The organism is Botryobacter ruber (assembly GCF_003347595.2).
GTDB lineage: Bacteria > Bacteroidota > Bacteroidia > Cytophagales > Hymenobacteraceae > Pontibacter > Pontibacter ruber_A.
Genome location: NZ_QCZK02000060.1, coordinates 38,650 through 59,777 on the forward strand (window position 1 = coordinate 38,650; position 21,128 = coordinate 59,777).

The 21,128-nt window shown below is 50.8% G+C and carries 17 protein-coding genes; 4 read left to right on the forward strand and 13 right to left on the reverse strand.

Annotated features, from left to right (window positions below; genetic code table 11):
• Position 1: 1 nt before the first annotated feature.
• Together DCW36_RS21340 and DCW36_RS21345 are read right to left on the reverse strand one after the other, a co-directional pair.
• On the reverse strand, positions 2-4,369 hold the full coding sequence (locus DCW36_RS21340) for a CusA/CzcA family heavy metal efflux RND transporter (RefSeq protein ID WP_114783095.1): 4,368 nt from the start codon (positions 4,367-4,369) through the stop codon (positions 2-4).
• A gap of 206 nt (positions 4,370-4,575) precedes the next feature.
• Positions 4,576-5,784: an MFS transporter gene (locus DCW36_RS21345; protein ID WP_114783096.1), complete on the reverse strand. Its 1,209-nt coding sequence runs from the start codon at positions 5,782-5,784 to the stop codon at positions 4,576-4,578.
• A 566-nt stretch (positions 5,785-6,350) separates the two neighbouring features.
• Between DCW36_RS21345 and DCW36_RS21350 the strand changes: the two genes are divergently transcribed.
• From DCW36_RS21350 to DCW36_RS21365, 4 genes are all read left to right on the forward strand, one after another.
• A complete protein-coding gene (locus DCW36_RS21350; protein WP_114783097.1) occupies positions 6,351-6,674 on the forward strand; it encodes a hypothetical protein in 324 nt (107 codons plus the stop codon).
• Between the two features lie 166 nt (positions 6,675-6,840).
• The gene (locus tag DCW36_RS21355) at positions 6,841-7,308 is read left to right on the forward strand and encodes an Hsp20/alpha crystallin family protein (RefSeq protein ID WP_114783098.1); all 468 of its coding nucleotides are present in this window, start codon (positions 6,841-6,843) and stop codon (positions 7,306-7,308) included.
• 292 nt (positions 7,309-7,600) lie between these two features.
• Complete coding sequence (locus DCW36_RS21360; protein ID WP_114783099.1) at positions 7,601-9,004, forward strand: FAD-binding oxidoreductase; 1,404 nt, start codon at positions 7,601-7,603, stop codon at positions 9,002-9,004.
• Positions 9,005-9,015: 11 nt separating this feature from the next.
• Entirely contained in the window at positions 9,016-9,312 is a 297-nt protein-coding gene (locus tag DCW36_RS21365) for a hypothetical protein (protein WP_114783100.1), read from the forward strand.
• A gap of 172 nt (positions 9,313-9,484) precedes the next feature.
• Here DCW36_RS21365 and DCW36_RS21370 read toward each other — a convergent pair whose 3' ends face one another.
• The 11 genes from DCW36_RS21370 to DCW36_RS21420 form a co-directional block, all read right to left on the reverse strand.
• A complete protein-coding gene (locus tag DCW36_RS21370; RefSeq protein ID WP_114783101.1) occupies positions 9,485-9,964 on the reverse strand; it encodes an RES family NAD+ phosphorylase in 480 nt (159 codons plus the stop codon).
• 2 nt (positions 9,965-9,966) lie between these two features.
• The gene (parS, locus tag DCW36_RS21375) at positions 9,967-10,383 is read right to left on the reverse strand and encodes a type II RES/Xre toxin-antitoxin system antitoxin (RefSeq protein ID WP_114783102.1); all 417 of its coding nucleotides are present in this window, start codon (positions 10,381-10,383) and stop codon (positions 9,967-9,969) included.
• Positions 10,384-10,954: 571 nt separating this feature from the next.
• Positions 10,955-11,230 carry a Txe/YoeB family addiction module toxin gene (locus DCW36_RS21380; protein ID WP_114783103.1) on the reverse strand — a complete coding sequence of 92 codons (276 nt, stop codon included), beginning with the start codon at positions 11,228-11,230 and terminating at the stop codon, positions 10,955-10,957.
• Positions 11,220-11,510: a type II toxin-antitoxin system Phd/YefM family antitoxin gene (locus tag DCW36_RS21385; RefSeq protein ID WP_114783104.1), complete on the reverse strand. Its 291-nt coding sequence runs from the start codon at positions 11,508-11,510 to the stop codon at positions 11,220-11,222. The genes DCW36_RS21380 and DCW36_RS21385 overlap by 11 nt, the downstream gene beginning before the upstream one ends.
• Before the next feature lie 75 nt (positions 11,511-11,585).
• Positions 11,586-13,199, reverse strand: coding sequence for an arylsulfatase (locus DCW36_RS21390; RefSeq protein WP_114783119.1), 1,614 nt, complete (start codon positions 13,197-13,199; stop codon positions 11,586-11,588).
• 322 nt (positions 13,200-13,521) lie between these two features.
• A complete protein-coding gene (locus tag DCW36_RS21395) occupies positions 13,522-14,655 on the reverse strand; it encodes a tetratricopeptide repeat protein (RefSeq protein WP_114783105.1) in 1,134 nt (377 codons plus the stop codon).
• A gap of 102 nt (positions 14,656-14,757) precedes the next feature.
• Entirely contained in the window at positions 14,758-17,337 is a 2,580-nt protein-coding gene (gene gyrA, locus DCW36_RS21400; protein ID WP_114783106.1) for a DNA gyrase subunit A, read from the reverse strand.
• Between the two features lie 76 nt (positions 17,338-17,413).
• A complete protein-coding gene (locus tag DCW36_RS21405; RefSeq protein WP_125185451.1) occupies positions 17,414-17,662 on the reverse strand; it encodes a hypothetical protein in 249 nt (82 codons plus the stop codon).
• 125 nt (positions 17,663-17,787) lie between these two features.
• Positions 17,788-18,561 (reverse strand): SDR family oxidoreductase, encoded by a 774-nt coding sequence (locus tag DCW36_RS21410; RefSeq protein WP_114783120.1) that lies wholly within the window; start codon positions 18,559-18,561, stop codon positions 17,788-17,790.
• 244 nt (positions 18,562-18,805) lie between these two features.
• Complete coding sequence (locus tag DCW36_RS21415) at positions 18,806-19,822, reverse strand: metal-dependent hydrolase (RefSeq protein ID WP_114783107.1); 1,017 nt, start codon at positions 19,820-19,822, stop codon at positions 18,806-18,808.
• A gap of 94 nt (positions 19,823-19,916) precedes the next feature.
• The gene (locus DCW36_RS21420; protein WP_114783108.1) at positions 19,917-21,083 is read right to left on the reverse strand and encodes a hypothetical protein; all 1,167 of its coding nucleotides are present in this window, start codon (positions 21,081-21,083) and stop codon (positions 19,917-19,919) included.
• Positions 21,084-21,128: the final 45 nt, after the last annotated feature.

Sequence of the window (21,128 nt, forward strand, 5' to 3'; positions counted from 1 at the left end):
GTTAAAGGGTAACCGTCAGCATCCTGATTTCCAGCACCCGCTGGTTGTAGTCTCTGACCGCATCAATGTATGCTGTCTGTAGCTCTATTGCCTGGTTTGTCAGCAGTACCCATTCCAGGTAGTTTATTTCTCCGTTCCGGAACTGCAGGTCTGCCGTGCTGATGATCAGGGAAGCGTTGGGCAGGGCTGTTTCTTCAAAATAACGCAGCATATCGGTTGCCTGCCGGTATTGCTCCAGCGCCTTCTGCAACTGTGTTTCCAGCTGCAGCCTGCCGGCGTGGTAACGGTTCCGGGCAACCTGCTCCTGCAGCTTTGCAGCCTGCACGCGTGCTTTCTGCGGCCCGAAAAACAGCGGCAGCCCCACGCCAACCTGCACGGCTGAAAAGCGGTCGGAGGCGGTGAAGGTGCGTTCTGTTCCGTTTACATCCTGGATGCCGGTAATGCTTTGGTTGTTGTAGCCCAGCTCCAGGTCGGGGAGGAACAGGGATTGCGCCACCTGTGTCGTAGCCTGCGATACCTCCTGCTGTTGCTGCAGCAGTTTCAGGTAAGGATGGGCGGCAGGAGCCGTGGTGTCAGCTGCAGCAGGCGGTTTCATTTTCAAAGGGTGTGCAGCGAGTGAAAACAGGGTATCGTCGTTGAGCAGCACCTGGAACTGCTGCTGCAGCTCGGCCAGGTCCTGCTGCACCTGGCGCAGGCGCAGTTGTACCTGCCCGCGCTGTGTCTGCGCCGTGCTTTTTTCCAGGATGTTGCTGGCGCCTTTGGAAAAGCGAAGCTCGGCGTTTTGCAGGAAGGTGCTGAAAAGGCTGTCGGTGCGCTGCAACAGCTGCTGCTTTTCGCGGGCGTACAACAGCTCGTAAAAGACCTGCGTTACCTGGAGCTCCAGTTCATAGGCGGCCAGTTCCGATTGCAACACCCCCTGCTGCCATTCGCGCTGGAGCAGCTGTTTCTGCCGGGTATACACCACCGGGAATTTCAGGCTTTGCACCACACCGAAGCGGGTGTCTTTGTAGTAGCTGTTGAGTTGCCCGTACTCTGCCACCACACTGGTTTGCGGAATATCCCAGGCCGTTCCCTGCAGCTTTTGAAGCCTGGCCGCCTGCAGGCGCTCATTCTGCAACTGCGGGTTTTGCCGGATCGCTTTGGCTTTGGCCTGTTCCAAAGTTATAAGTTGCTGACCCTGTGAGAGCTTAGGAAGCAGCAGTAAAAGAAAAACCAGAAGCACTGCCAATGGTTTTGGTGAAGCGGTAGCAGGATGGTGTCTTTTCTCAAACAGGATGTAGAGCGAAGGCAGCACGAAGAGCGTGAGCAGGGTAGCCACCAGCAGCCCGCCAATCACAACTGTTGCCAGCGGGCGCTGCACTTCGGCCCCGGCGGTCGTAGTAAGCGCCATCGGCAGAAAGCCCATCGAGGCGACGCTGGCAGTCATCAGGATAGGGCGGAGGCGGGTTTTGGTTCCTTCCAGCACCACTTCCTGCAGCGTCAGGTTATTTTCTTTTCGCAATCTATTAAATTCAGCTATCATCACAATCCCGTTCAGCACCGCCACCCCAAACAGTGCAATAAAACCAACCCCGGCCGAAATGCTGAACGGCATCCCGCGCAGCGCCAGTGCAAAAATACCTCCAATGGCCGATAAGGGAATGGCAGAGTAGATAAGCAGCCCGTAACGTACCGACTTAAAGGCAAAGAACAGCAACAGGAAAATCAGCGCCAGCGCCAGGGGCACGGCAATAGTTAAACGCTGCCTGGCGGCCTCCAGGTTTTCAAAAGCGCCCCCGTACACGACAAAGTAGCCCGGCGGTAGATCCAGCTGCTGCTTTACTTTCAGCTGCAGCTCATCTACGATGCTCTGCACATCGCGGCCCCGCACGTTAAAGCCAACAATAATGCGTCGCTTGGCATCTTCGCGCTGTATCTGGTAAGGGCCCTCCACCAACTGTACATCCGCCAGCAGGTAAAGGGGCACCTGTTGGCCGCCAGGCGTTGGAATAAGTAGGTTCCGGACGTCGTTCAGGCTCTGGCGCAGCTCGCCCTGCAGCCGCACCACCAGGTCGAAGCGCCGTTCGCCTTCGAACACCAAACCGCTGCTAACGCCTGCAAAGGCAGCGTTCACGGTTCTGTTGATGTCGGCGATGTTGGAGCCGAACTGCGCGATGGCAGCATGGTTATAGTTGATCACAATCTGGGGCATTCCCGTCACAGTTTCCACGTACAGGTCGCTGGCGCCGTTTACGGTGTTTACGATTCCGCCGAGGCGACGGGCGAAGTGGGCCAGGGTATCCAGGTTCTCGCCGAAAATTTTGCAGACCACATCCTGCCGTGCCCCCGTCATCAGTTCGTTAAAGCGCATCTGCACCGGGTACTGGAAACCGGTAGTAATTCCCGGAACCTCCTGTAAGGCTGTTCCCATTTTAGCGGCCAGTTCATTGAAAGAAGCAGCTGAAGTCCATTCTTTTTTTGGCTTGAGGATCACCATCATATCGCTCGCTTCGATGGGCATGGGGTCGGTGGGAATTTCGCCGGAACCGATTTTGGTCACGACCTTCTCCACTTCCGGGAACCGCTCCAGCAGGATGCCGGCCGCTTGCTGGGTAGAGGCAATGGTGGTGTTCAGGTTGCTGCCCGTGAGCACACGCGTGTCTACGGCAAAATCGCCTTCTTCCAGGGCCGGAATAAATTCGCCTCCCAGCGACAGAAGCACCAGCAGCGCCACCCCGAACAGCATAAAAGCCGAAGCAATAACCGTTTTCGGATACACAATTACCTTGCGGAGCCGCTTCTGGTAAAACTCTTCCAGGCGTGCCATCATTCTGTCGGAGAAGGTTGGTTTGTGGCTTATTTTCCTGCTCAGGACCAGGGCGCTCATCATGGGCACATAGGTGATGGACAGGAGGGCGGCACCCAGCAGGGCAAAGGAAACGGTCTGGGCCATGGGCCGGAACATTTTGCCTTCGATGCCCTGCAGCGTCAGGATGGGCAGGTACACAATCAGGATAATGATTTGCCCGAAGATGGCGCTGTTCATCATGCGGCTGGCCGAACGCTGCACGGTCGTATCCATTTCCGCCTGCGTTAGTCTGGTGGTTGTGGCAAAGCGTTTGTCCAGCGCGAAGGTGTGTAACACAGCCTCTACTATGATCACGGCGCCGTCAACGATCAGCCCGAAATCGATGGCGCCCAGGCTCATCAGGTTGCCGCTCACGCCAAAGGTGTTCATCATGGTAACGGCAAAGAGCATGGAAAGTGGGATTACAGAAGCTACCACCAGCCCGGCACGCAGGTTGCCCAGGAACAGCACCAGCACAAACACCACGATCAGCGCCCCCTCCAGCAGGTTTTTCTCCACGGTCCGGATGGCATTGCTCACCATCTTGGTGCGGTCCAGGAAAGGTTCGATGATGACCCCTTCGGGCAGCGACTCCCGGATCAGGGCGATGCGTTCTTTCACATCGCGGATTACCTCGTTGCTGTTGGCGCCTTTCAGCATCATGACCACGGCCCCGGCCACTTCGCCCTGGGTGTTGTAGGTGATGGCGCCATAGCGGGTAGCGTGGCCGAATTCCACCTCCGCCACATCGCGCAGGTAAATGGGGGTACCGTTTTCGGTATTCTTTACGGCAATGCTGCGGATGTCGTCGAGGCTGCCCAGCAGGCCTTCGCTGCGGATAAAAAGCACGGCCGGGCCTTTGTCGATGTAGGAGCCGCCGGTGTTCTGGTTGTTGTTCTCCAGTGCCACGTAAACATCGGAAATGGTTAAGCCATAGGACTTTAATTTAGAAGGGTTAACAGCCACCTGGTACTGCTTGAGTTTCCCGCCGAAGCTGCTGACATCGGCTACTCCTTTTACACCCAGCAGCTGCCGCCGTACAATCCAGTCCTGGATGGTGCGCAGTTCGGTCGCATCGTACTGGTCTTCGTAGCCTTTTTGGGGCCGCACCACGTATTGGTATATCTCGCCAAGGCCGGTGCTGACCGGTCCGAGTTCCGGCACACCTACGCCTTCGGGTATCTGCGACTGCACGGCCTGCAGCCGTTCCGTTACCTGCTGCCGCGCCCAGTACACATCCACGCCATCTTCAAACACAATGGTTACCAGCGACAGGCCGAAGCGGGAGAAGCTCCGGATTTCTTTCATGCCCGGAATGTTGCTGTTGGCTAGTTCCACCGGGAAGGTAATGAGCCGCTCCACATCCGGCGCACCCAGCGAGGGCGCCACCGTAATTACCTGCACCTGGTTATCGGTAATGTCGGGTACGGCATCAATTGGCAAACGGGAAACGTTATAGACACCCATCACGATGAGGCCCAGCACGAAAAGCCCGATAATGAGCTTGTTCCGGATGGAAAAGGAGATGATTCGGTTGAGCATTGCTTACGAAATTATATACTTCCGAAGGAGGTCTTGTGCAGCTGCCGCTATTGGTGCAGTTGGGTTGCTCAGGCGGCTAAATTTAGGGATTAGATCATTCAGAACAATTCTGTATTACCTACAATCTTTAACGCAAAGAGCAGAGGCTGTGGTGGCAGGTGCAGCAAACTTATTATACGTCATACAGGAAGATTTAAAGCTCCAGTTCAGGTCTTATCAGGCGTGTCAGCTTTTGGTCCGGGAGACTTAGTGGCCACAGCCAGGTACACGATGACCGCTACGGTAACAACGCCTGTCAGGCCAAAGGCAACCGCTGCGCCATACACCTGCCAGACCAAACCGGTTAGCGAGCTGGCCGCAAACGTGGCGATGCTTTCGAAAGCGCCATACGTGCCTATGGCTGTTGCCGTATCTGCGGGTGCACTGATGTTGGATATCCAGGCTTTTGAAACGCCTTCGGTAGCTGCAGCAAAAAAACCGTACATAAATATCAGGAAAATATATACCTGCTGCTCCTCAAACACGGCCATGCCCAGGTACACGACAGCAAAAAAACAGAGCCCTGCCAGGTACACCCGTTTTAGCCCCCAGCGGTCGGCTGCCATGCCCATGGGGTAGGAGGAGAGGGCATAGATAAAATTGTAGAAGATATAGATCCCGATGATAGCGGTATCGTGAAGGCCGGCTTCCTTCATGCGGAACAGCAGGAAAAAATCGCTGCTGTTTACCAGGGCAAAAAGGAGCAAACCGATGAGTAGCCGCCTGTAGGCCGCCGGGCTTTCTTTCCAGTAATGCAGAAAAGCGAAAAAGTTGTACCTGCCGGTTTTGCTGCCAGATGCCGCCGGTTTCCTTTTTTCACGCAGCAGGTATACCAAACTCACCGAGATGAGTCCTGGAATAAAGGCGATAAGAAAAAGTGTTTTATAGTGACCGGGAGCGAAATGCAGGTACAGGAGGGCAATGGCAGGTCCAAAAACAGCGCCCAAGGTATCCATGCTGCGGTGAAAGCCGAACACACGCCCTTTGGTGGCAGCCGCCGCCTCCTCCGACAGGAGCGCATCACGGGCACCGGTCCGCAATCCTTTTCCGAGGCGGTCGAGCGCGCGTATGCTGACTACCCAGAGCGGCAGATGAAACAGCACGAGCAGGGGCTTGGAGATAGCCGCCAGAAAATAGCCCCACCGGACAAACGGGAGCCGAACACCAAGGCTGTCGGACAGTTTGCCAAAGTAGCCTTTGCTGAGTCCTGCCGTTGCCTGGGCAATTCCCTCCAGCACCCCGATCAGCAGCACAGAAAAGCCGATGCTGTTCAGGTAAACCGGCATGACGGGATACAGCATCTCGCTGGCCACATCGGCAAACAGGCTCACAAAAGCCAACACCCAAACGGTACGGGAAATTATTTTATGGTTCATAGCACCAGCTCCGGGTTAAGGACATGCCTTTTACAGGTACGAAAAACTTACTGCTGCAGCCACCACAGCCTCTGCTGCATAACCCAAACAGCGCCTGGTGCTGCTCTCTGGTGGAACGGTGTCGCTCACAAACCGGGTTCGGTTTCCGATGCTTTCTTCTGGCTAATTGGTTGGTTATCTGGAATGTTTAAAAATTATTTTTTTTGCTTCTCCTGCTTTACCGTTTAAAAAGTAAATCGTATAACCCAATATATAAATACCTAATACAAGTATATTTTACTCCTGAAATGTTACCTGCTGCTTTAACTGGTTTAGTTTAGCGGATGTAACGGAAAGCGCACCAACTACCATATGCGGATGATCGTCCGCTCGCACAGATAAAAAGGAAACGATGTCAGTTCAGGTAATTCGCTTCCTCCCGACCGAGCCTTTTCATTTTCTGATAGCATGAAAATATAGCACGTGCAAAAGAAAGCTATCCTGAACATGTTAAAGAACAGAAATTAACATTCTAATTCATGCAGTTACCTATGGTTTGAGTTTTACAATTTTTATCGATTATTCTTATGGAGAACAAAAGCAAAGCCGTTCAGGAAATGTTTGGCTGTAAGCTGGAGGAAGATTTATGCAGCAGGTTATATAACGACACATATGGGTATATTCTTTACAACGATACACAATCTTTTCTTGAACTGCTGGACTACAGCATGAGCCTGAAAGATTTAAATGTTACCCCGTCCGAAGACTTTCTGGTATTTAAATACATGCTCCGGCTCATGTTAAAAAAACACCCTAAAAAATTGTTGATGCTTCTTCCTGCATCAGCAAACAATAGCATTAAAAAACGTATAAATAGTAAAATATGTACTTTTAGCCAGCAGCAAAGATGACGTTGGCATGGCGCAAGGGCCATTATTTTTGATTGAAGACGGTTAAGGAAGTAACCGCAGGTAGCGTGCAGGATACTTTCTGAAACCGGTCTGCCGATAGCATATTTTTAAATTGAAATTTGATTTAACTTCTTTAACGATTGTTTAACCTATCAAACTTAAAGCTATGGCAAATTTAACAAGAAGAAGCGGCGAGTCCAGGATGCCGTCTCACTCCATTTTTTCTGATTTTTTTAGCGATGTAGATCGTTTTTTCGACAAGGACATCTTTAATGCGCCCATGCGCTGGAGAAAGCAACTCGAAGGCACACTGCCTGCCGTAAACATCCGCGACAACGAAAAAGATTATGCCATCGAGGTAGCAGCCCCCGGCATGAAAAAAGAAGACTTCAACATCGATATGGATGAAGGCATTCTTACCATCAGCAGCCAGAAAGAAGAAGACAAAACCGAAGAAAAAGAAAATTTCACCAGGCGCGAGTACAACTACAGCTCCTTCAGCCGCTCCTTCAGCCTTCCGGAAAATGTGAAAGCTGATGAAATCAAGGCACAGTATAACAATGGGGTACTTTGTATTACAGTCCCAAAAGCTGAAACAAAAGAACAGCCCAAGAAGAAAATAAACATTGAATAAACAGTCTGCCTTCTAGCAAAGCAATCGCTCATCACCCTTATCCCGAATTCACCCTTCGAAGGAAGTTCATGCGACTCCGTCCTGTTACCCCCAACACCAGGCAGCCGGAACTGCAAGCAAAGCTCCGGCTGTAACTTCCTTCGTCTGTTTAATGCTTGCTGCGCTCCCTGCAGTTGTACTATGCTTTTGCCCTTGTTCAGGTATTTCTTCAGCTGTTCAGATATAACCAGCAGATAATTAGCTGATTAACCAGAGATCGCACTTCATTTTTGTCAAGAAAAAATTACCTGCCATGAAAAAAGAAGCTCCTATCGACAACACTTCGCTGCAGTATTTACAAACCAGGCTCCGGGGAAACATGCTTTTGCCTGGCGATTCCGGTTTTGATGCGGCACGCAGCATCTGGAACAGCATGATCCTGCGCGAGCCTGCCCTGATCGTCCGGTGTAAAACCACGCACGATGTAATTAACGCCGTCAACTTTGCGCAGGACCAGAACCTGGTGGTATCCGTGAAAGGCGGCGGACACAATATTGCGGGCAATGCTGTTTGTAACGGCGGCCTGATGATCGACCTTTCGGAGATGCAGGCAGTGGAGGTGGACCCGGAGAAGAAAACAGTTCGGGTAGAAGGAGGATGCCTGCTGGGCATGGTGGATGAGGCCACGCAGCAACATGGCCTGGCCGTACCTGCAGGCGTTGTCTCCACTACCGGAGTTGCCGGTCTTACCCTGGGTGGCGGGTTTGGCTGGATCAGTCGCAAGTATGGCCTTTCCATTGATAACCTGCTTGAAGCAGAGGTTGTAACGGCGGATGGCAACTGTATCACGGCCAGTAAGAAAGAAAACCCCAACTTGTTCTGGGGGCTCCGTGGCGGGGGCGGCAACTTTGGCATCGTTACCCGCTTCACTTTCCGGCTACAACCGGTAGGGCAGGTGTATTCCGGGCTGATCGTGCATCCTTTTTCAGCTGCCCGCGAGCTGCTACAGTTCCACCGCGATTTTATAGCGCAGGCACCCGACGAGCTGACCCTGTGGGTGATTATCCGGCACGCGCCGCCGCTGCCTTTCTTGCCGGAAGCGGTGCACGGGCAGCTGGTCGTGGTGGTGGCCTTCTGTTATGTGGGCGATGAGGCTGCCGGCGCGCAAGTAATGGCCCCTTACCGCGCCTGGGGCAGCCCGCTGGGCGAGCATGTGGGCATGAACCCCTTTGCCGACTGGCAGAAAAGTTTTGACGGGCTTAGCACATCCGGCGCCCGCAACTACTGGAAATCACATTACCTGCACGAAATCAGCGATGCTTTCATCGACACTGTTATCCCGTACGCCGCTGATTTTCCTTCTCCTGACTGTGAGGTACTTATTCCCCAACTCGGTGGAGCCATCAGCAGGGTACCGGAAGATGAAACAGCCTTTACCAACCGCCAGGCGCCCACCCTGATTAACCTGCATACCCGCTGGGAAAAAGCAGCAGACGACGAAAAGAACATCCGCTGGGCCCGGGAGTTTTTTGAAGCCCTGAAGCCTTTTTCAACGGGGGGAGTTTATGTCAACTTTATCGGCGAGGAGGACGAAACCCGGGTGCACGATGCCTATTCAGCAGCTACCTGGAAAAAGCTGGTTAGCCTGAAAGTAAAGTACGATCCGCAGAATTTTTTCCATATGAATCAGAATATCCGTCCATCACAGTATCATTAAAAGCGACAGCCATGTACATTATCCGTGACATTTTTTATTTAAAATTCGGTCATTTTAAAGACGCTAAAGCCTTGCTGACCGAAGCAAAACAGAGCGGCATTTTACCGCAAGCAAAAGCATTCCGGTTTCTGTCCGATTTTACCGGCGATGCCTACCGTTTTATTATGGAAGAAGGTTACGATTCGCTGGCCGACTATGAGAAAGCGCTGGGAGAGGAGCTGGCCACCGATGAATGGCAAAAGTGGTATGCTAAGTTTAAAGAGCATGTAGAGCGGTCGCACCGGGAGATACTTAAAGAGATAATGTAGTTTGCTGCTCTCGTTAAACGTGTTCTGCAGAGGTACAGCAGCGGCTTTGGTGGCTGGTGCAGAAACATATTTTTTCGCAATACCACTTATTATGTTAAGTAGTAGTGACTGAAACAGCTACTACGATACAGGCGGGGAGAAGCATTACCTTCAATTTCTGGTGAGATAGCATTTATTTTGACTTTTTCAGCTTCAGGTCCATTTCTACGAAGCGGTAATCATAGGTAAAAGGCTCTCTGGCTTTGATTTTAATTTTTGTGAAATCCGGGTGGCGGGCGTTGATGACGTAATTGTGTTCCGTGGGTACAACAGCCGAGGGTACTTTAAGCAGCGGTGTTTCTGCTGCCTCGTACCAGGCTGAACCTAAGGGTTGTGTGAGGCTGTAGCTGCTGGCCAGTTTCCAGTCGGTGGGCAGCTGGTGCAGCGAAATGGTGGTTTGTAAAAGGTCGTCGGGTAGCTCCAGCACCATCATCATGAAGCGGGAGCCCAGCACACCCTGACCCATTTTATGTACCATGTTTTCGAGGGAGCACAGCGAGCGGTTGGAGCCGGCGTAAATAACAAACTCGCCGTCGTAGTTCCAGCGGCCGGAGAAGCCGGGGGCATACAGCCGGTCCGCAAACCGCTCCAGTACAATCCGATACAGCTCCATGCTTAAGCGGCATACCCGTGTGCAATCCGCATCAGTTGCTTTTCAACTTCAGCAATTCCAGAAATGGAATGCAGCAAATCGATCGGCCGCTTATTTTCCAGTCCGGGCGAAGGAATGTCAAGCCAGTCGGTAAACTCTGTGGTAGAACCAAACAGCTCGTCGCCGAGGGCAAAGAGGCGGTGCAGGTGCAGGATCTTTTCAGCCGCGTCTTTGATGAACTTTTTTTTGGAGTTGCGGTAATTGTCAACCGTTTTCGGATCGATGCCCACAAAGCCGGCCAGTTCGTCTTTGCGAAGCCCGGAGTGTTTTTGCAGGGAAACAAAATAAGAAGCATCGACGCCTTCGAGCGACTTGTTGATCAGGGCCAGGTTATTTGGAATGACAGTCAAGCTTCCGGTTTCTTTTGCAGATGTTCTCATAATTCGTGTCTCTTTAGTTGACACTATAAATATACGGAATTTTCCTTAATAAGCACGGAAATTTCTTAAAAGGAATTTTCTTTGTCATCCCGTCAGGTATCTTTTAGGTGGGTAACAGAAAGGGTTACTAAGGATAAAGGTCCGCACAATTGAGTTTGGAGCTTTGACTGCAGGTGAACTGTTTCATAGTTGGCTTTCTTGTTCTTTTTGCCTTGATGCAAAAAGAACCAAAAAAATCAAGACCCTCCAAACTCGCTGAACGCTCGAAGAGTGGAGTGTCATTATAGGCACCTGGCTGGCGGTAGTGCTTCGTAGTTGAAAGTAACTTCACCAGTGATTAATAGAAATTATGCCGGCAATATCTGACATATACTGCACACGCGACTCTTGCTGCAAAACCAGGACAATGCTGCAGCTGCAAAAAACTACACCTATTTAACATAAAGTATATTATCAGTGACACTTATAAAGAGATATTTTTATCGTATTTTATCAGTCTTATAATTTATATTATGTTAAGTAATGTTTTTTATAACTTAGTTTAACTACAACTACTAGCTCTCCCTCTACATCAATCATCATAATGAAACCGGCACTGAATAATGGAACAGATTTGATCTACACCTCTTGTGCCACAAATACGGTAAACCAGCCGATGTTCGCCTGTAATGCGACGTGACCAAAAACCTTTAAGATCATGTTTAAGAGGTTCTGGCTTGCCCAAGCCCTTGAATGGATCTGTTTTAATCGCCCGGAGTAACTGTAGTACTTTGTCAGCCGCATCCGGTTCATTTTCAATTAAATAGATGAAATCATCCCAGGCATGGGATGTGAATTTAATCTCCATGCCTGAGTTTAAGTTTTGCTTCTAATTCATCCAGTGATAACCCGTTTGTTTTCCCTTCCTGAAGTTGTGCAACAGACTCATCCAGCCTTCTCCTGTTTGCTGCCGTAGAGTTCAGGTAGCTTGTTTCCATCAGCGAATTGTACTCCCTGATCGACATAATTACCACTGCATCATCTTCGTTATTGCTGCGCGGCACAATGATAGTTTCCATCGATCGGCTTACGCGATCCAGGTAGTGTTTGATGTTGTTTCTGAGAGATGAAATTGTGATAGCCTGCATAACTGGAAAATAAATTTGTACTTACTAAGGTACGAAATTTTGTACAACATGATTCCAAAACCAGCGGCCATCACTTTACTTCTTCTTCCGCTGCCTGTCATACTCCTGCAGCTGCGCAAATGGAACTACGTCGGCGTGTTCGGCCCAGGCATCGTACAGCTTTGCCAGTTCCTGCACCTTTTCAGGATATTTGGAACTTAGGTCATTCAGTTCCGAGCGATCGGTTTTCATGTTGTAGAGTGCCCATTGATTTTCCGGGAAAATGGAAACAAGTTTCCAGTCGCCCTGGCGAACGGCACGGTTGCCTTCGTGCTCGAAGAATATTTCTTTATGCCCTGCCCATTTTTTACCATTGAACAAAGGCACCAGGCTGGTACCTTCCATGGGTTTAATAGGATGCCCCTTGTATTTGGTTGGGTACTCCACTCCTGCCAGTTCCAGGCTGGTGGTCATCAGGTCGATGATATGCGCCGGTTGGTGGTTGACGGTGTTTGGCTTAATGCGACCCGGGAAATAAGCGATAAACGGTGTGGAAATGCCCCCTTCGTGTACCATGTGCTTGTACTTCCGGAAAGGCGAATTGCTAACATTGGCTCCTTCGTATTCGTAGGCGGTAAAGGAAGTCGGGTCGCTCGACGGTTTTTTGCTGGCTTCGAGAATTTCCTGCGTGAACCCCGGACCGTCGATGTCTTCGTAACTGCCGCCGTTATCCGACAGGAACAGTATGATCGTATTTTTGTCTGCCCCGGTTTCTTTCAGCTTCTGAAGCAGTTTCCCAATGTTCTGGTCCATGCGGTCGACCATGGCAGCATATACCGCCATTTTTTCATCCCAGCGCAGTTGCTGCTCTTTGGTAAGTGATTCCCAGGCCGGCACATGCTCATCACGCGGCGAAAGCTGAGTGCCTTTCGGAATCATGCCCATGCGCTGCAGGCGCTCGAACCGCTCCTGGCGCAGCTTATCCCAACCTTTCATGTACTTGCCTTTGTACCTGGCAATATCCTGCGGCAAGGCATGCAGCGGCCAGTGTGGTGCCGTATAGGCCATGTACAGGAAGAAAGGTTTGTCTTTGGCCTTGCTTTCTTCCACAAATTTCAGGGCAAAATCGGTATAGGCATCCGTAGCATAAAACCCCTCTCCTGGCGAATACTCCTCATCGTTCAGCGCATAGGTCAGCTTCTGGTTTGGCCGGTACGGGCGGTTTCCGAAGTAGCTGTTGGCGCCATCCAGCAAGCCAAAGTATTTGTCAAACCCCTGCCGCACAGGCCAGTGCTCCGGGCGGGCGTTCAGGTGCCATTTACCGGTCATCAGGGTGCTGTAGCCTCCCTCCTTCAGCGCTTCGGCAATGGTTACGCAGCTGTCGCTGAGCATGCCGCTGTAGGCTGGTATGTCCCGTTCGTTCACCATGTGCCCCACCCCTGCCTGGTGCGGATACAGCCCGGTTAGCAGCGACGCACGGGTCGGACAGCAGCGGGAAGCGTTGTAGAACTGCGTCATTTTCAGGCCGCCTTTTGCCAGGGCATCCAGGTTGGGCGTTGCTATTTCGGAGCCGAAACAGCCAATGTCGGAATAGCCCATGTCATCGGCAAGAATGATCACGATGTTGGGTTTGGTTTGCGGCGGGGTCTGGCTCACCAGGAGCCCGGTTGCCAGCAAGAGAGACAGGTTGAGAATACGTTTCTTTATCATAAGCTTTTTAAGCATTGCTCCAGTTTACCCAGCTTAATAATTAAATGGCTGGATAGGAGCCTTTCTGTAATTTCTGAAATTTTGCCGTTTGTACAATACCGGTCCTGCAAACTAACGAACAATTGCGAAGGAATCTATCCTGTGCTACCATGACCATAGCCATAGCTTGGCAGTAGGCAGGAAAAGTTTACTGCTCCTGCCACCACAGCCGCTGCACATCTTCGTAAACCGAAATGCAAAGCCAACAGCTTTAAGATCTTTTGGCAGAAACAAAAAAGGAAGCATTTCTGCTTCCCTTTTTTGTTCTGGTGTCTTAGTTAAATTATTCGCCTAACAGCTTGTTCATACGGGCAGCGTCGGCTTTACGGTCCAGGCGGGTATACACGCGCATCAGGTTCTGGATAGTTGCCGCATCTTCCGGCTGAATTCTGTGGGCTGCCTCAAAAAATGGCAACGAAGCTTCGAAGTGTTTCTTCGCTTCAGCCTCTAATGGTTTACCTTTTTTCTGGTAAGTGGCATAATCCATTTTGGCAGCTTTGTTAAACAGGTCGGATGCCTTGTTGTATTCAATAACGCCTAAGTTATAAAAAGCGTCGAAGTTATTCGGATCTACTTCGGTTGCTTTTTTGTAGCTCTGGTAAGCACCATCAAAATCTTTCCTGCGCTCCTGCAGTGTACCTAACACCGCATACAGGCTGGCGTTATTCGGGTCGGCGGCAATGGCTTTCTCCAGTTTGGCATAGGCCTCGTCGCCACGATTCTGCGCAAGTAAGATTCTCAGTTCTTCCTGCATCAGGAATACGCTGTTCGGGTGCTCTTTCAAACCTTGTTGTACCACAGCCAGAATTTCATCATCCTTTGCCTCTAACGAATTCATCAGCTGGATTTTGGCCTTGTAAACAGACTCTTTTTTGTGGCCCATTTCCAGCAGCTTGTCGTAATGCTTGAGGGCCTCTTTATAATCACCTTTACCCGTAGAAGCCATGGCTGAATAAAGCACCACGGTAGTATCTTTCGGACTAACTTTGTGTGCAAATTCGTACTTTTCAAGCGCCTTGTCCCACTCCTGGTTGTTGTGGAATTCTACAGCCTGGTTGAAAGTCTGACCATACAACAGGTTTAGTCTTTCCGGCACCTGCTTTCCGTATTCGCCACTTTTGCCATCCAGCTCCAGCGTTTTGTTAAAAGACTCCAGGGCAATATTGAAGGTTTCGTCGGTTACATTTTTGCCATAAACCGGGTTACCGATCATGTCCTGGTAAATAACACCGCGGTAAAACCAGGTCTTGGCTTTATCCTTGGTTTTCTTATGTTCGATTGCCTTGTCGATGTCGGCCTGTGCTTTGTCTAAAACGCCACTTTTGTGGTTAAGCACAGCGCTGTTCACGGCTGAGTTCTGAGCCACAGCAACCTGAATACTCGCGGCTGCCAGGGCTGTTAAAAGTACTTTTTTCATACTTGTTTCAGGATAGTTGGTTTATTTTATGTTGGTTATTATCTGTAAACGTAAAAAAAGCAGCAGATAATTCCCATGATTTTTAAAACTGATCTTTATCATTTATTCCGTATCTGCCAGATCTTCCGGCAAATCATCCGCATCTTCTACCGGTGGCTGTTCCGGATCGATCATATCGTCGGGCTGCAACGAATCTTCCGGTTTTAGTTCTGACTCCAGCAGTACTACCTCTTCTTCGTCTTCTTTATCCACTTTCGCCACCGACGAAATCATGTCGCCTTCGTTTATTTTGATCAGGCGCACACCCTGCGTGGCACGTCCGATGGTTCTGATTTCAGAAACACGCAGGCGGATGGTGATGCCCGAACGGTTAATGATCATCAGATCGTCGCCGTCTACCACGCCTTTTATGGCTACCAGTTTTCCTGTTTTTTCCGTTACGTTCAGCGTTTTCACACCTTTACCGCCACGGTTGGTAATGCGGTATTCTTCCAGTTTGGAGCGTTTGCCAAAGCCGGTTTCCGATACTACCAACAGATCGGTGCTCTCATCATTTACACAAACCATGCCAACCACCTTGTCATCCGGACCAGCCAGTGTTACCCCCCTTACGCCTGCCGCGTTACGGCCCATCGGCCTTACCTGGCTTTCGTTAAAACGGATGGCTCTGCCCGATTCCAGCGCGATTATCACTTCGGTATTGCCGGTGGTTAACTGCACATCCAGCAGCCTGTCGCCTTCGTTTATGGTGATGGCGTTGATACCGTTGGCTCTCGGACGGGAATAGGCTTCGAGCACGGTTTTTTTGATGGTGCCCTGCTCGGTACAGAATACCAGGTTGTGGTTCAGGATAAAGTCCTGGTTCTTCAGGTCGTGTACATTGATAACGGCACGCACCTTGTCGTCTTTCTCGATGTTGATGAGGTTCTGAATAGCGCGGCCTTTGGTAGTTTTGCCGCCTTCCGGAATTTCGTAAACCTTCATCCAGAACACCTTGCCAAACTCCGTGAAAAACATCATGTGGTGGTGCGTGTTGGCGATAAAGATGTGCTCCGTGAAATCGCTTTCCTTGGACGCGGCCACGCCCCGGGAGCCTACGCCGCCACGACTCTGGCTGCGGTACTCGCTTAAGGAAGTGCGCTTAATGTAGCCTTCATGCGAAATGGTAATCACCATGTTCTCTTCCGGGATCATGTCTTCATAGGAAATATCCCCGGTCGAAGCTTCGATGCTGGTACGGCGCTCGTCGCCATACCGTTCCCGGATCTCGGTGAGTTCGTCTTTGATGATCTGCATGCGCAGGCCTTCGTTGGACAAGACTTCGTTCAGGTGGTCGATCAGCTTCATGATCTCCTGGTATTCCTGCTGAATCTTGTCGCGCTCCAGGCCGGTGAGGCGCTGCAGACGCATGTCCAGGATGGCGCGGGCCTGAATTTCGCTCAGGTTGAAGCGTTCGATCAAGCCATTGCGGGCAATTTCCGGATCGCGCGAAGAACGGATCAGGTTGATAACTTCGTCCAGGTTATCGAGGGCGATCAGCAAGCCTTCGAGGATGTGCGCACGTTTTTTAGCTTCGTCCAGCTCAAACTGCGTTCTTCGTACAACTACCTCGTGCCGGTGATCTACAAAGTGCCTGATCTGGTCTTTCAGGTTCAGCGTCATCGGGCGGCCGCCTACCAGCGCTACGTTGTTCACCCCGAACGAAGACTGCAGCTGCGTGTACTTGTACAGGTTGTTGAGCACCACATTCGGAATAGCATCGCGCTTCAGGTCATACACAATGCGCAGGCCGTCGCGGTCCGATTCGTCGCGCATGTCGGCGATGCCTTCAATTTTCTTTTCGTTGATAAGCGCGGCGGTTTTCTCGATCATGGAGGCTTTGTTCACCATGTACGGAATCTCCGTCACGATAATCTGCTCTTTGCCGCTGGCAGAAGTTTCGAAATTGGCACGGGCACGCATCAGCACACGTCCGCGGCCGGTTTCGAAAGCTGCTTTTACGCCATCGTACCCGTAGATGATACCACCGGTCGGGAAGTCGGGCGCTTTGATATAGTCCATAAGTTCCGCAATGGTAATTTCGCGGTTGTCGATGTAGGCGATAATGCCGTTCACTACTTCGGTCAGGTTGTGCGGCGCCATGTTGGTAGCCATACCCACTGCAATACCGGAAGTACCGTTGATGAGCAGGTTCGGAATTTTAGCCGGCATCACCGACGGCTCTTTCAGGGAGTCGTCGAAGTTCGGTACAAAGTCTACGGTATTTTTTTCCAGGTCAGCCAACAGCTCGTCAGCAATACGCTTGAGGCGTGCTTCGGTATAACGCATGGCAGCCGGCGAATCGCCGTCGATGGAGCCGTAGTTTCCCTGCCCGTCTACCAGCGGGTAGCGCAACGACCACTCCTGGGCCATCCGCACCATGGTGTCGTACACGGAGGAGTCGCCGTGCGGGTGGTATTTTCCTAATACCTCTCCCACGATCCTGGCCGATTTTTTATAAGCTTTATTATAAGATACCCCCAGTTCAGACATACCGTAGAGCACGCGGCGGTGCACCGGCTTTAGTCCGTCTCTGACATCGGGTAAGGCTCTTGAAATGATGACAGACATTGAATAATCGATGTATGCTCCCCGCATTTCATCTTCAATGTTGATCGGAATTATTCGTTCGCCTTCTATCATACGTGGTTTCTAAAAGTGTATATGAATGGTTGTTAATTTGATAAGCAATTTATGGAAAAAAGACTATATAGCATAACTACTTTGTTTTATTCTTGCTCTTGCTGTGGCGTTTTTTGGTTGGTTCGCCCTCTATTTTTGGCACCTTCTCCCCCATTTTCGGATTCTGCTTTTTCCAGAACGGCTGTCCGCGGAATTCGCTCTCGCCATGCGGGTGCACCATGCGCACCTGGCAGGAAGAAATAGGACACATCGGCTTGCAGGAAGTGATAAGGGAAAAGAAAAGAATTGTAAAGCAGAATGTTAAGAGTAGTCGGGTAATCTTCATGAATTTCCGGATAATTTAAATGGCCTTCCAGGGTTGCTTTTCAGAAAAGCCCAATTAAGCAAAAGTACACATTTTTACACTCATTTACCAGTTATATCAGCTTTCTTTACTGGGTCAGCTGTCTTTTACTGTGGATGAAAACCATTGATGGTAAAGCCCCCGTCCACGGCCAGGCACTGCCCGGTAATGTAAGCTGCGGCAGGCATGCAAAGGAAAGCCGTGGCGCCGGCCACATCTTCCGGTTTTCCCACCTGCCGCATTGGAGTGCGACTAACAACAGCTTCCATAAAGGGCTCGTTCTGCAATACAGTTTGCGCCAGGGGCGTGCTGATGTACCAGGGCGCAATGGCATTCACGCGTATACCGTCCGGGGCCCATTCGGCCGCCAGGTTTCGCGTAAGTTGTATTAAAGCTGCTTTGGTCATGCCATACACCGCACCGGTACGCACGTGGGTTAAGCCGGCCACTGAACTTATCTGCACAATATTCCCCTGTTCCGACACTTTGAGCAGCGGGTAAAACAGCCTGCTCAGCTCAAATGCCGAGACCAGGTTGGTGTTCATGATAAATTCATATTCGGCAGGTTTGTAGTCGATGGTCGCTTTGCGGATGTTGGTACCGGCATTGTTGACGAGGATATCCAGTTTGCCCCATTGCTTTTGCACGTGCTCTACCAGGTAGCTGCGTTCGGTTGCTTCGCTTACATCGGCCTGCAGCACCGAGAGTCTTTCCGGAAACGTTGCGAGCAGTTGCTCCAGGTCTGCTTTTTTTCGGGCAACAGCCAGCACCTCGGCACCCAGCGCCACGAATTCTGCTACGATTGCAGCTCCAATACCTTTAGAACCACCTGTTACCACTGCTTTTTTACCGGTGAGCGTCCACCTGTTTTGCCTGTTCATCATAAAACGTTTTTTTGTTAAAAAAATACCACCTGGTTCGTTTGAAAACTACGCTGCCAGGCATTTATCTTTCACCATACGAAAAGCAGCTGCACCTGTGTTCTTACCCTCCGGCGCTCCTCCTGCCAAAACGTTGAAGTACTTAAAAAATTATGAAAGGCCTGGGACGTCGTGATTTTTCCTGAGCAGAGGCTATGGTGACTGCAGCAGCAAAGAAAATCAGGCTGGTTGCGGCCGGACAACCCTACTCTTCTCCAGCCACTCTACCTAGAAAAGAGGTGAAGTAAGCCTTGTCTACCTTTGGCCGGTAGTTGATCATTTCGAACTGCAGATCTTCCTGCTTGTCCTGCCACACCTGGTATTTAAACACATAATGGCCGCCTTCGGTGCGCCAGCCGTCGAACTGCCCGAACCTAAGGTCATTCAGGACAATCCCCTTTTCAGTTTTTTCCACGGTGTAATAGCCTTTTGTTATCTCCAGCAGCCTCCGGAACTTCTGATTATTTTTGTAAGGCTCCACCAACTGCGCGTGGCGTGGTTCAAAGGCAAAGTCTACGTGCTGGGTGTCGTCAAGCAGCGAATAAAAGCCGGTATAGTAGCCGTCTTTTCCTGCTGCCGTCACGGTCCAGAGGATGGTGTTGAGGGGGGTGGGCTTGCTGATGTAGGACGTGTATTGGATCTGCTGTGCCTGCAGGCTCCGTTCAAAAACGCTGTTAACGTAGGTTTTGGCTGCAAACGAAAAAAGCAAATAAGCCGAACTGACAGCCAGTCCCCCATAATTCAGCCACTGTCTTTTGGGATTGAGGCGGTGATAAAACGCAGCAGCACCTACCAAAGCGATAAAAGGAACGGTATAAAAGGGATCTACCACGAAGATGTTGTAGAACGCGACACCGTAATTACTGAATGGCCAGAAAAGCTGTGTACCCCAGGTAGTGAAGCTGTCGAGGAGGGCGTGGGTGGTAAAGCCCAGGAAGAACAGTAGAGTCCAGTCCCGGAAAGAGGCTTCGGAGTGGCGGTACAGCCGCCGGAGCAGCCAGCCCAGTAACGGAGAAACAACTAAGGCAAAGAGCACAGAATGGGTAACGGACCGGTGAAAGCTTAACTCCTCCACCATCCCGAGCCACGGATTTGCCAGCACATCCAGGTCGGGAATGGTACCGGCAACAGCTCCCCAGACCAGCGCTTTGTTGCCAATCCGTTTCCCACAAACTGCCTCTCCTACCGATGCTCCCAGTACAATCTGCGTTAATGAATCCATAGTTAATTCCGTTCAAAAAAAACCTTTACTTTAACCACGGCCCGGGCGCAGGTATAAAGTAAAGGCAGGTTTGTTAGGATGTGTAAACAACCGGTTAGCCGATAATCGCCATCCGCTTAAATTCTTTTGTACGGTCGAAAAGGTAGCGGTAGGTGTGCAGCGTTTTGTGCACACGCCCGCCCACCTGTGTGGCGACGTTCATCATTTTCGGATTAAAATCTCCGATCCAGTTCATCTCGAAATCGGTGTAAGGAATAGCTGAATTGTTCTGCACCAGTTTTCCGGCTTCTACCACCATAGCCGACTCCACTCCTTTTTTCTGATGCTCCGGCACCACGCCAAACACCAGCCCGAACATGGCTTTGCAGGCCCCGCGCCAGCGGTGGAAGGCAAATTTCAGTTTCCCCCAGAAGTCCAGCTTGCCGTTCACGTACTTAAAGAGCTGGTTAAGCTCGGGCAGCATGATAAAAAAGCAGACAGGCTCGTCTTTGTAGTAACCAAACCACACAATGCGCTCGTCCAGTACCGGCTTCAGGGTTTTCATGATGCCCATGGCCTGTGCTTCCGACATGCCTTTCACGCCTTCATGCTTCGTCCAGGCTTTGTTGTACACAATCCGGAAATCTTCGGCATATTTTTTCAGGTTCTTCTTGTCCATGTGCTGAAAACGGTAGTCCGGGTTGTTGAGCACGAGTTCTGCTTTGCGGTAAATTTCCGGGGCCAGCTTTTCTTCTACTTTCCTGAAATAGACAAATTGCTTGAAAAAAATCTCGAAGCCGTAGTTCTCGAACAGCTGCTGGTAATAGGGGTAGTTATAGTTCATGCCATAGGTAGGCGGATAAAACCCATCCACCAGCAGGCCCCACCACTTGTCGCGGTCGCCGAAATTGATGGGGCCGTCCATGGCCTCCATGCCGCGCTCCTGCAGCCAATCCCGGCAGGCATCTAAGAGCGTGTTGGCAGCAGCCTGGTCGTTGATGCATTCAAAAAATCCCATCCCGCCGGTAGGTTGCTCAAAGGTGTTGGCTGTTTTTTTATTGATAAAAGCAGCAACCCGGCCTATCGTTTTGCCAGAGCCGTCGCGCAAAAGCCACCGGACAGCTTCGCCGGTTTTCAGCAGCCTGTTCTTTTTCGGATCGAACACATCGTTTATGTCTTTGTCCAGCGGACGGATGAAGTTGGGGTCGTTCTTGTAGTGCTTCACCGGCATCATCAGAAATTCATGCGCCAGTTCCGGGGTGGTTACCTCTATCAGTTGCATAGTAGTAGTTTGTGCGCTTCAAAATAAAGCATATTTCCCGTAATT

Excerpts from the sequence above, each read along its gene's own strand:
- DCW36_RS21340 (WP_114783095.1), bottom strand. The coding sequence starts at position 4,369 with ATGCTCAACCGAATCATCTCCTTTTCCATCCGGAACAAGCTCATTATC.
- DCW36_RS21345 (WP_114783096.1), bottom strand. The coding sequence starts at position 5,784 with ATGAACCATAAAATAATTTCCCGTACCGTTTGGGTGTTGGCTTTTGTG.
- DCW36_RS21350 (WP_114783097.1), top strand. The coding sequence starts at position 6,351 with ATGGAGAACAAAAGCAAAGCCGTTCAGGAAATGTTTGGCTGTAAGCTG.
- DCW36_RS21355 (WP_114783098.1), top strand. The coding sequence starts at position 6,841 with ATGGCAAATTTAACAAGAAGAAGCGGCGAGTCCAGGATGCCGTCTCAC.
- DCW36_RS21360 (WP_114783099.1), top strand. The coding sequence starts at position 7,601 with ATGAAAAAAGAAGCTCCTATCGACAACACTTCGCTGCAGTATTTACAA.
- DCW36_RS21365 (WP_114783100.1), top strand. The coding sequence starts at position 9,016 with ATGTACATTATCCGTGACATTTTTTATTTAAAATTCGGTCATTTTAAA.
- DCW36_RS21370 (WP_114783101.1), bottom strand. The coding sequence starts at position 9,964 with ATGGAGCTGTATCGGATTGTACTGGAGCGGTTTGCGGACCGGCTGTAT.
- parS (WP_114783102.1), bottom strand. The coding sequence starts at position 10,383 with ATGAGAACATCTGCAAAAGAAACCGGAAGCTTGACTGTCATTCCAAAT.
- DCW36_RS21380 (WP_114783103.1), bottom strand. The coding sequence starts at position 11,230 with ATGGAGATTAAATTCACATCCCATGCCTGGGATGATTTCATCTATTTA.
- DCW36_RS21385 (WP_114783104.1), bottom strand. The coding sequence starts at position 11,510 with ATGCAGGCTATCACAATTTCATCTCTCAGAAACAACATCAAACACTAC.
- DCW36_RS21390 (WP_114783119.1), bottom strand. The coding sequence starts at position 13,199 with ATGATAAAGAAACGTATTCTCAACCTGTCTCTCTTGCTGGCAACCGGG.
- DCW36_RS21395 (WP_114783105.1), bottom strand. The coding sequence starts at position 14,655 with ATGAAAAAAGTACTTTTAACAGCCCTGGCAGCCGCGAGTATTCAGGTT.
- gyrA (WP_114783106.1), bottom strand. The coding sequence starts at position 17,337 with ATGATAGAAGGCGAACGAATAATTCCGATCAACATTGAAGATGAAATG.
- DCW36_RS21405 (WP_125185451.1), bottom strand. The coding sequence starts at position 17,662 with ATGAAGATTACCCGACTACTCTTAACATTCTGCTTTACAATTCTTTTC.
- DCW36_RS21410 (WP_114783120.1), bottom strand. The coding sequence starts at position 18,561 with ATGAACAGGCAAAACAGGTGGACGCTCACCGGTAAAAAAGCAGTGGTA.
- DCW36_RS21415 (WP_114783107.1), bottom strand. The coding sequence starts at position 19,822 with ATGGATTCATTAACGCAGATTGTACTGGGAGCATCGGTAGGAGAGGCA.
- DCW36_RS21420 (WP_114783108.1), bottom strand. The coding sequence starts at position 21,083 with ATGCAACTGATAGAGGTAACCACCCCGGAACTGGCGCATGAATTTCTG.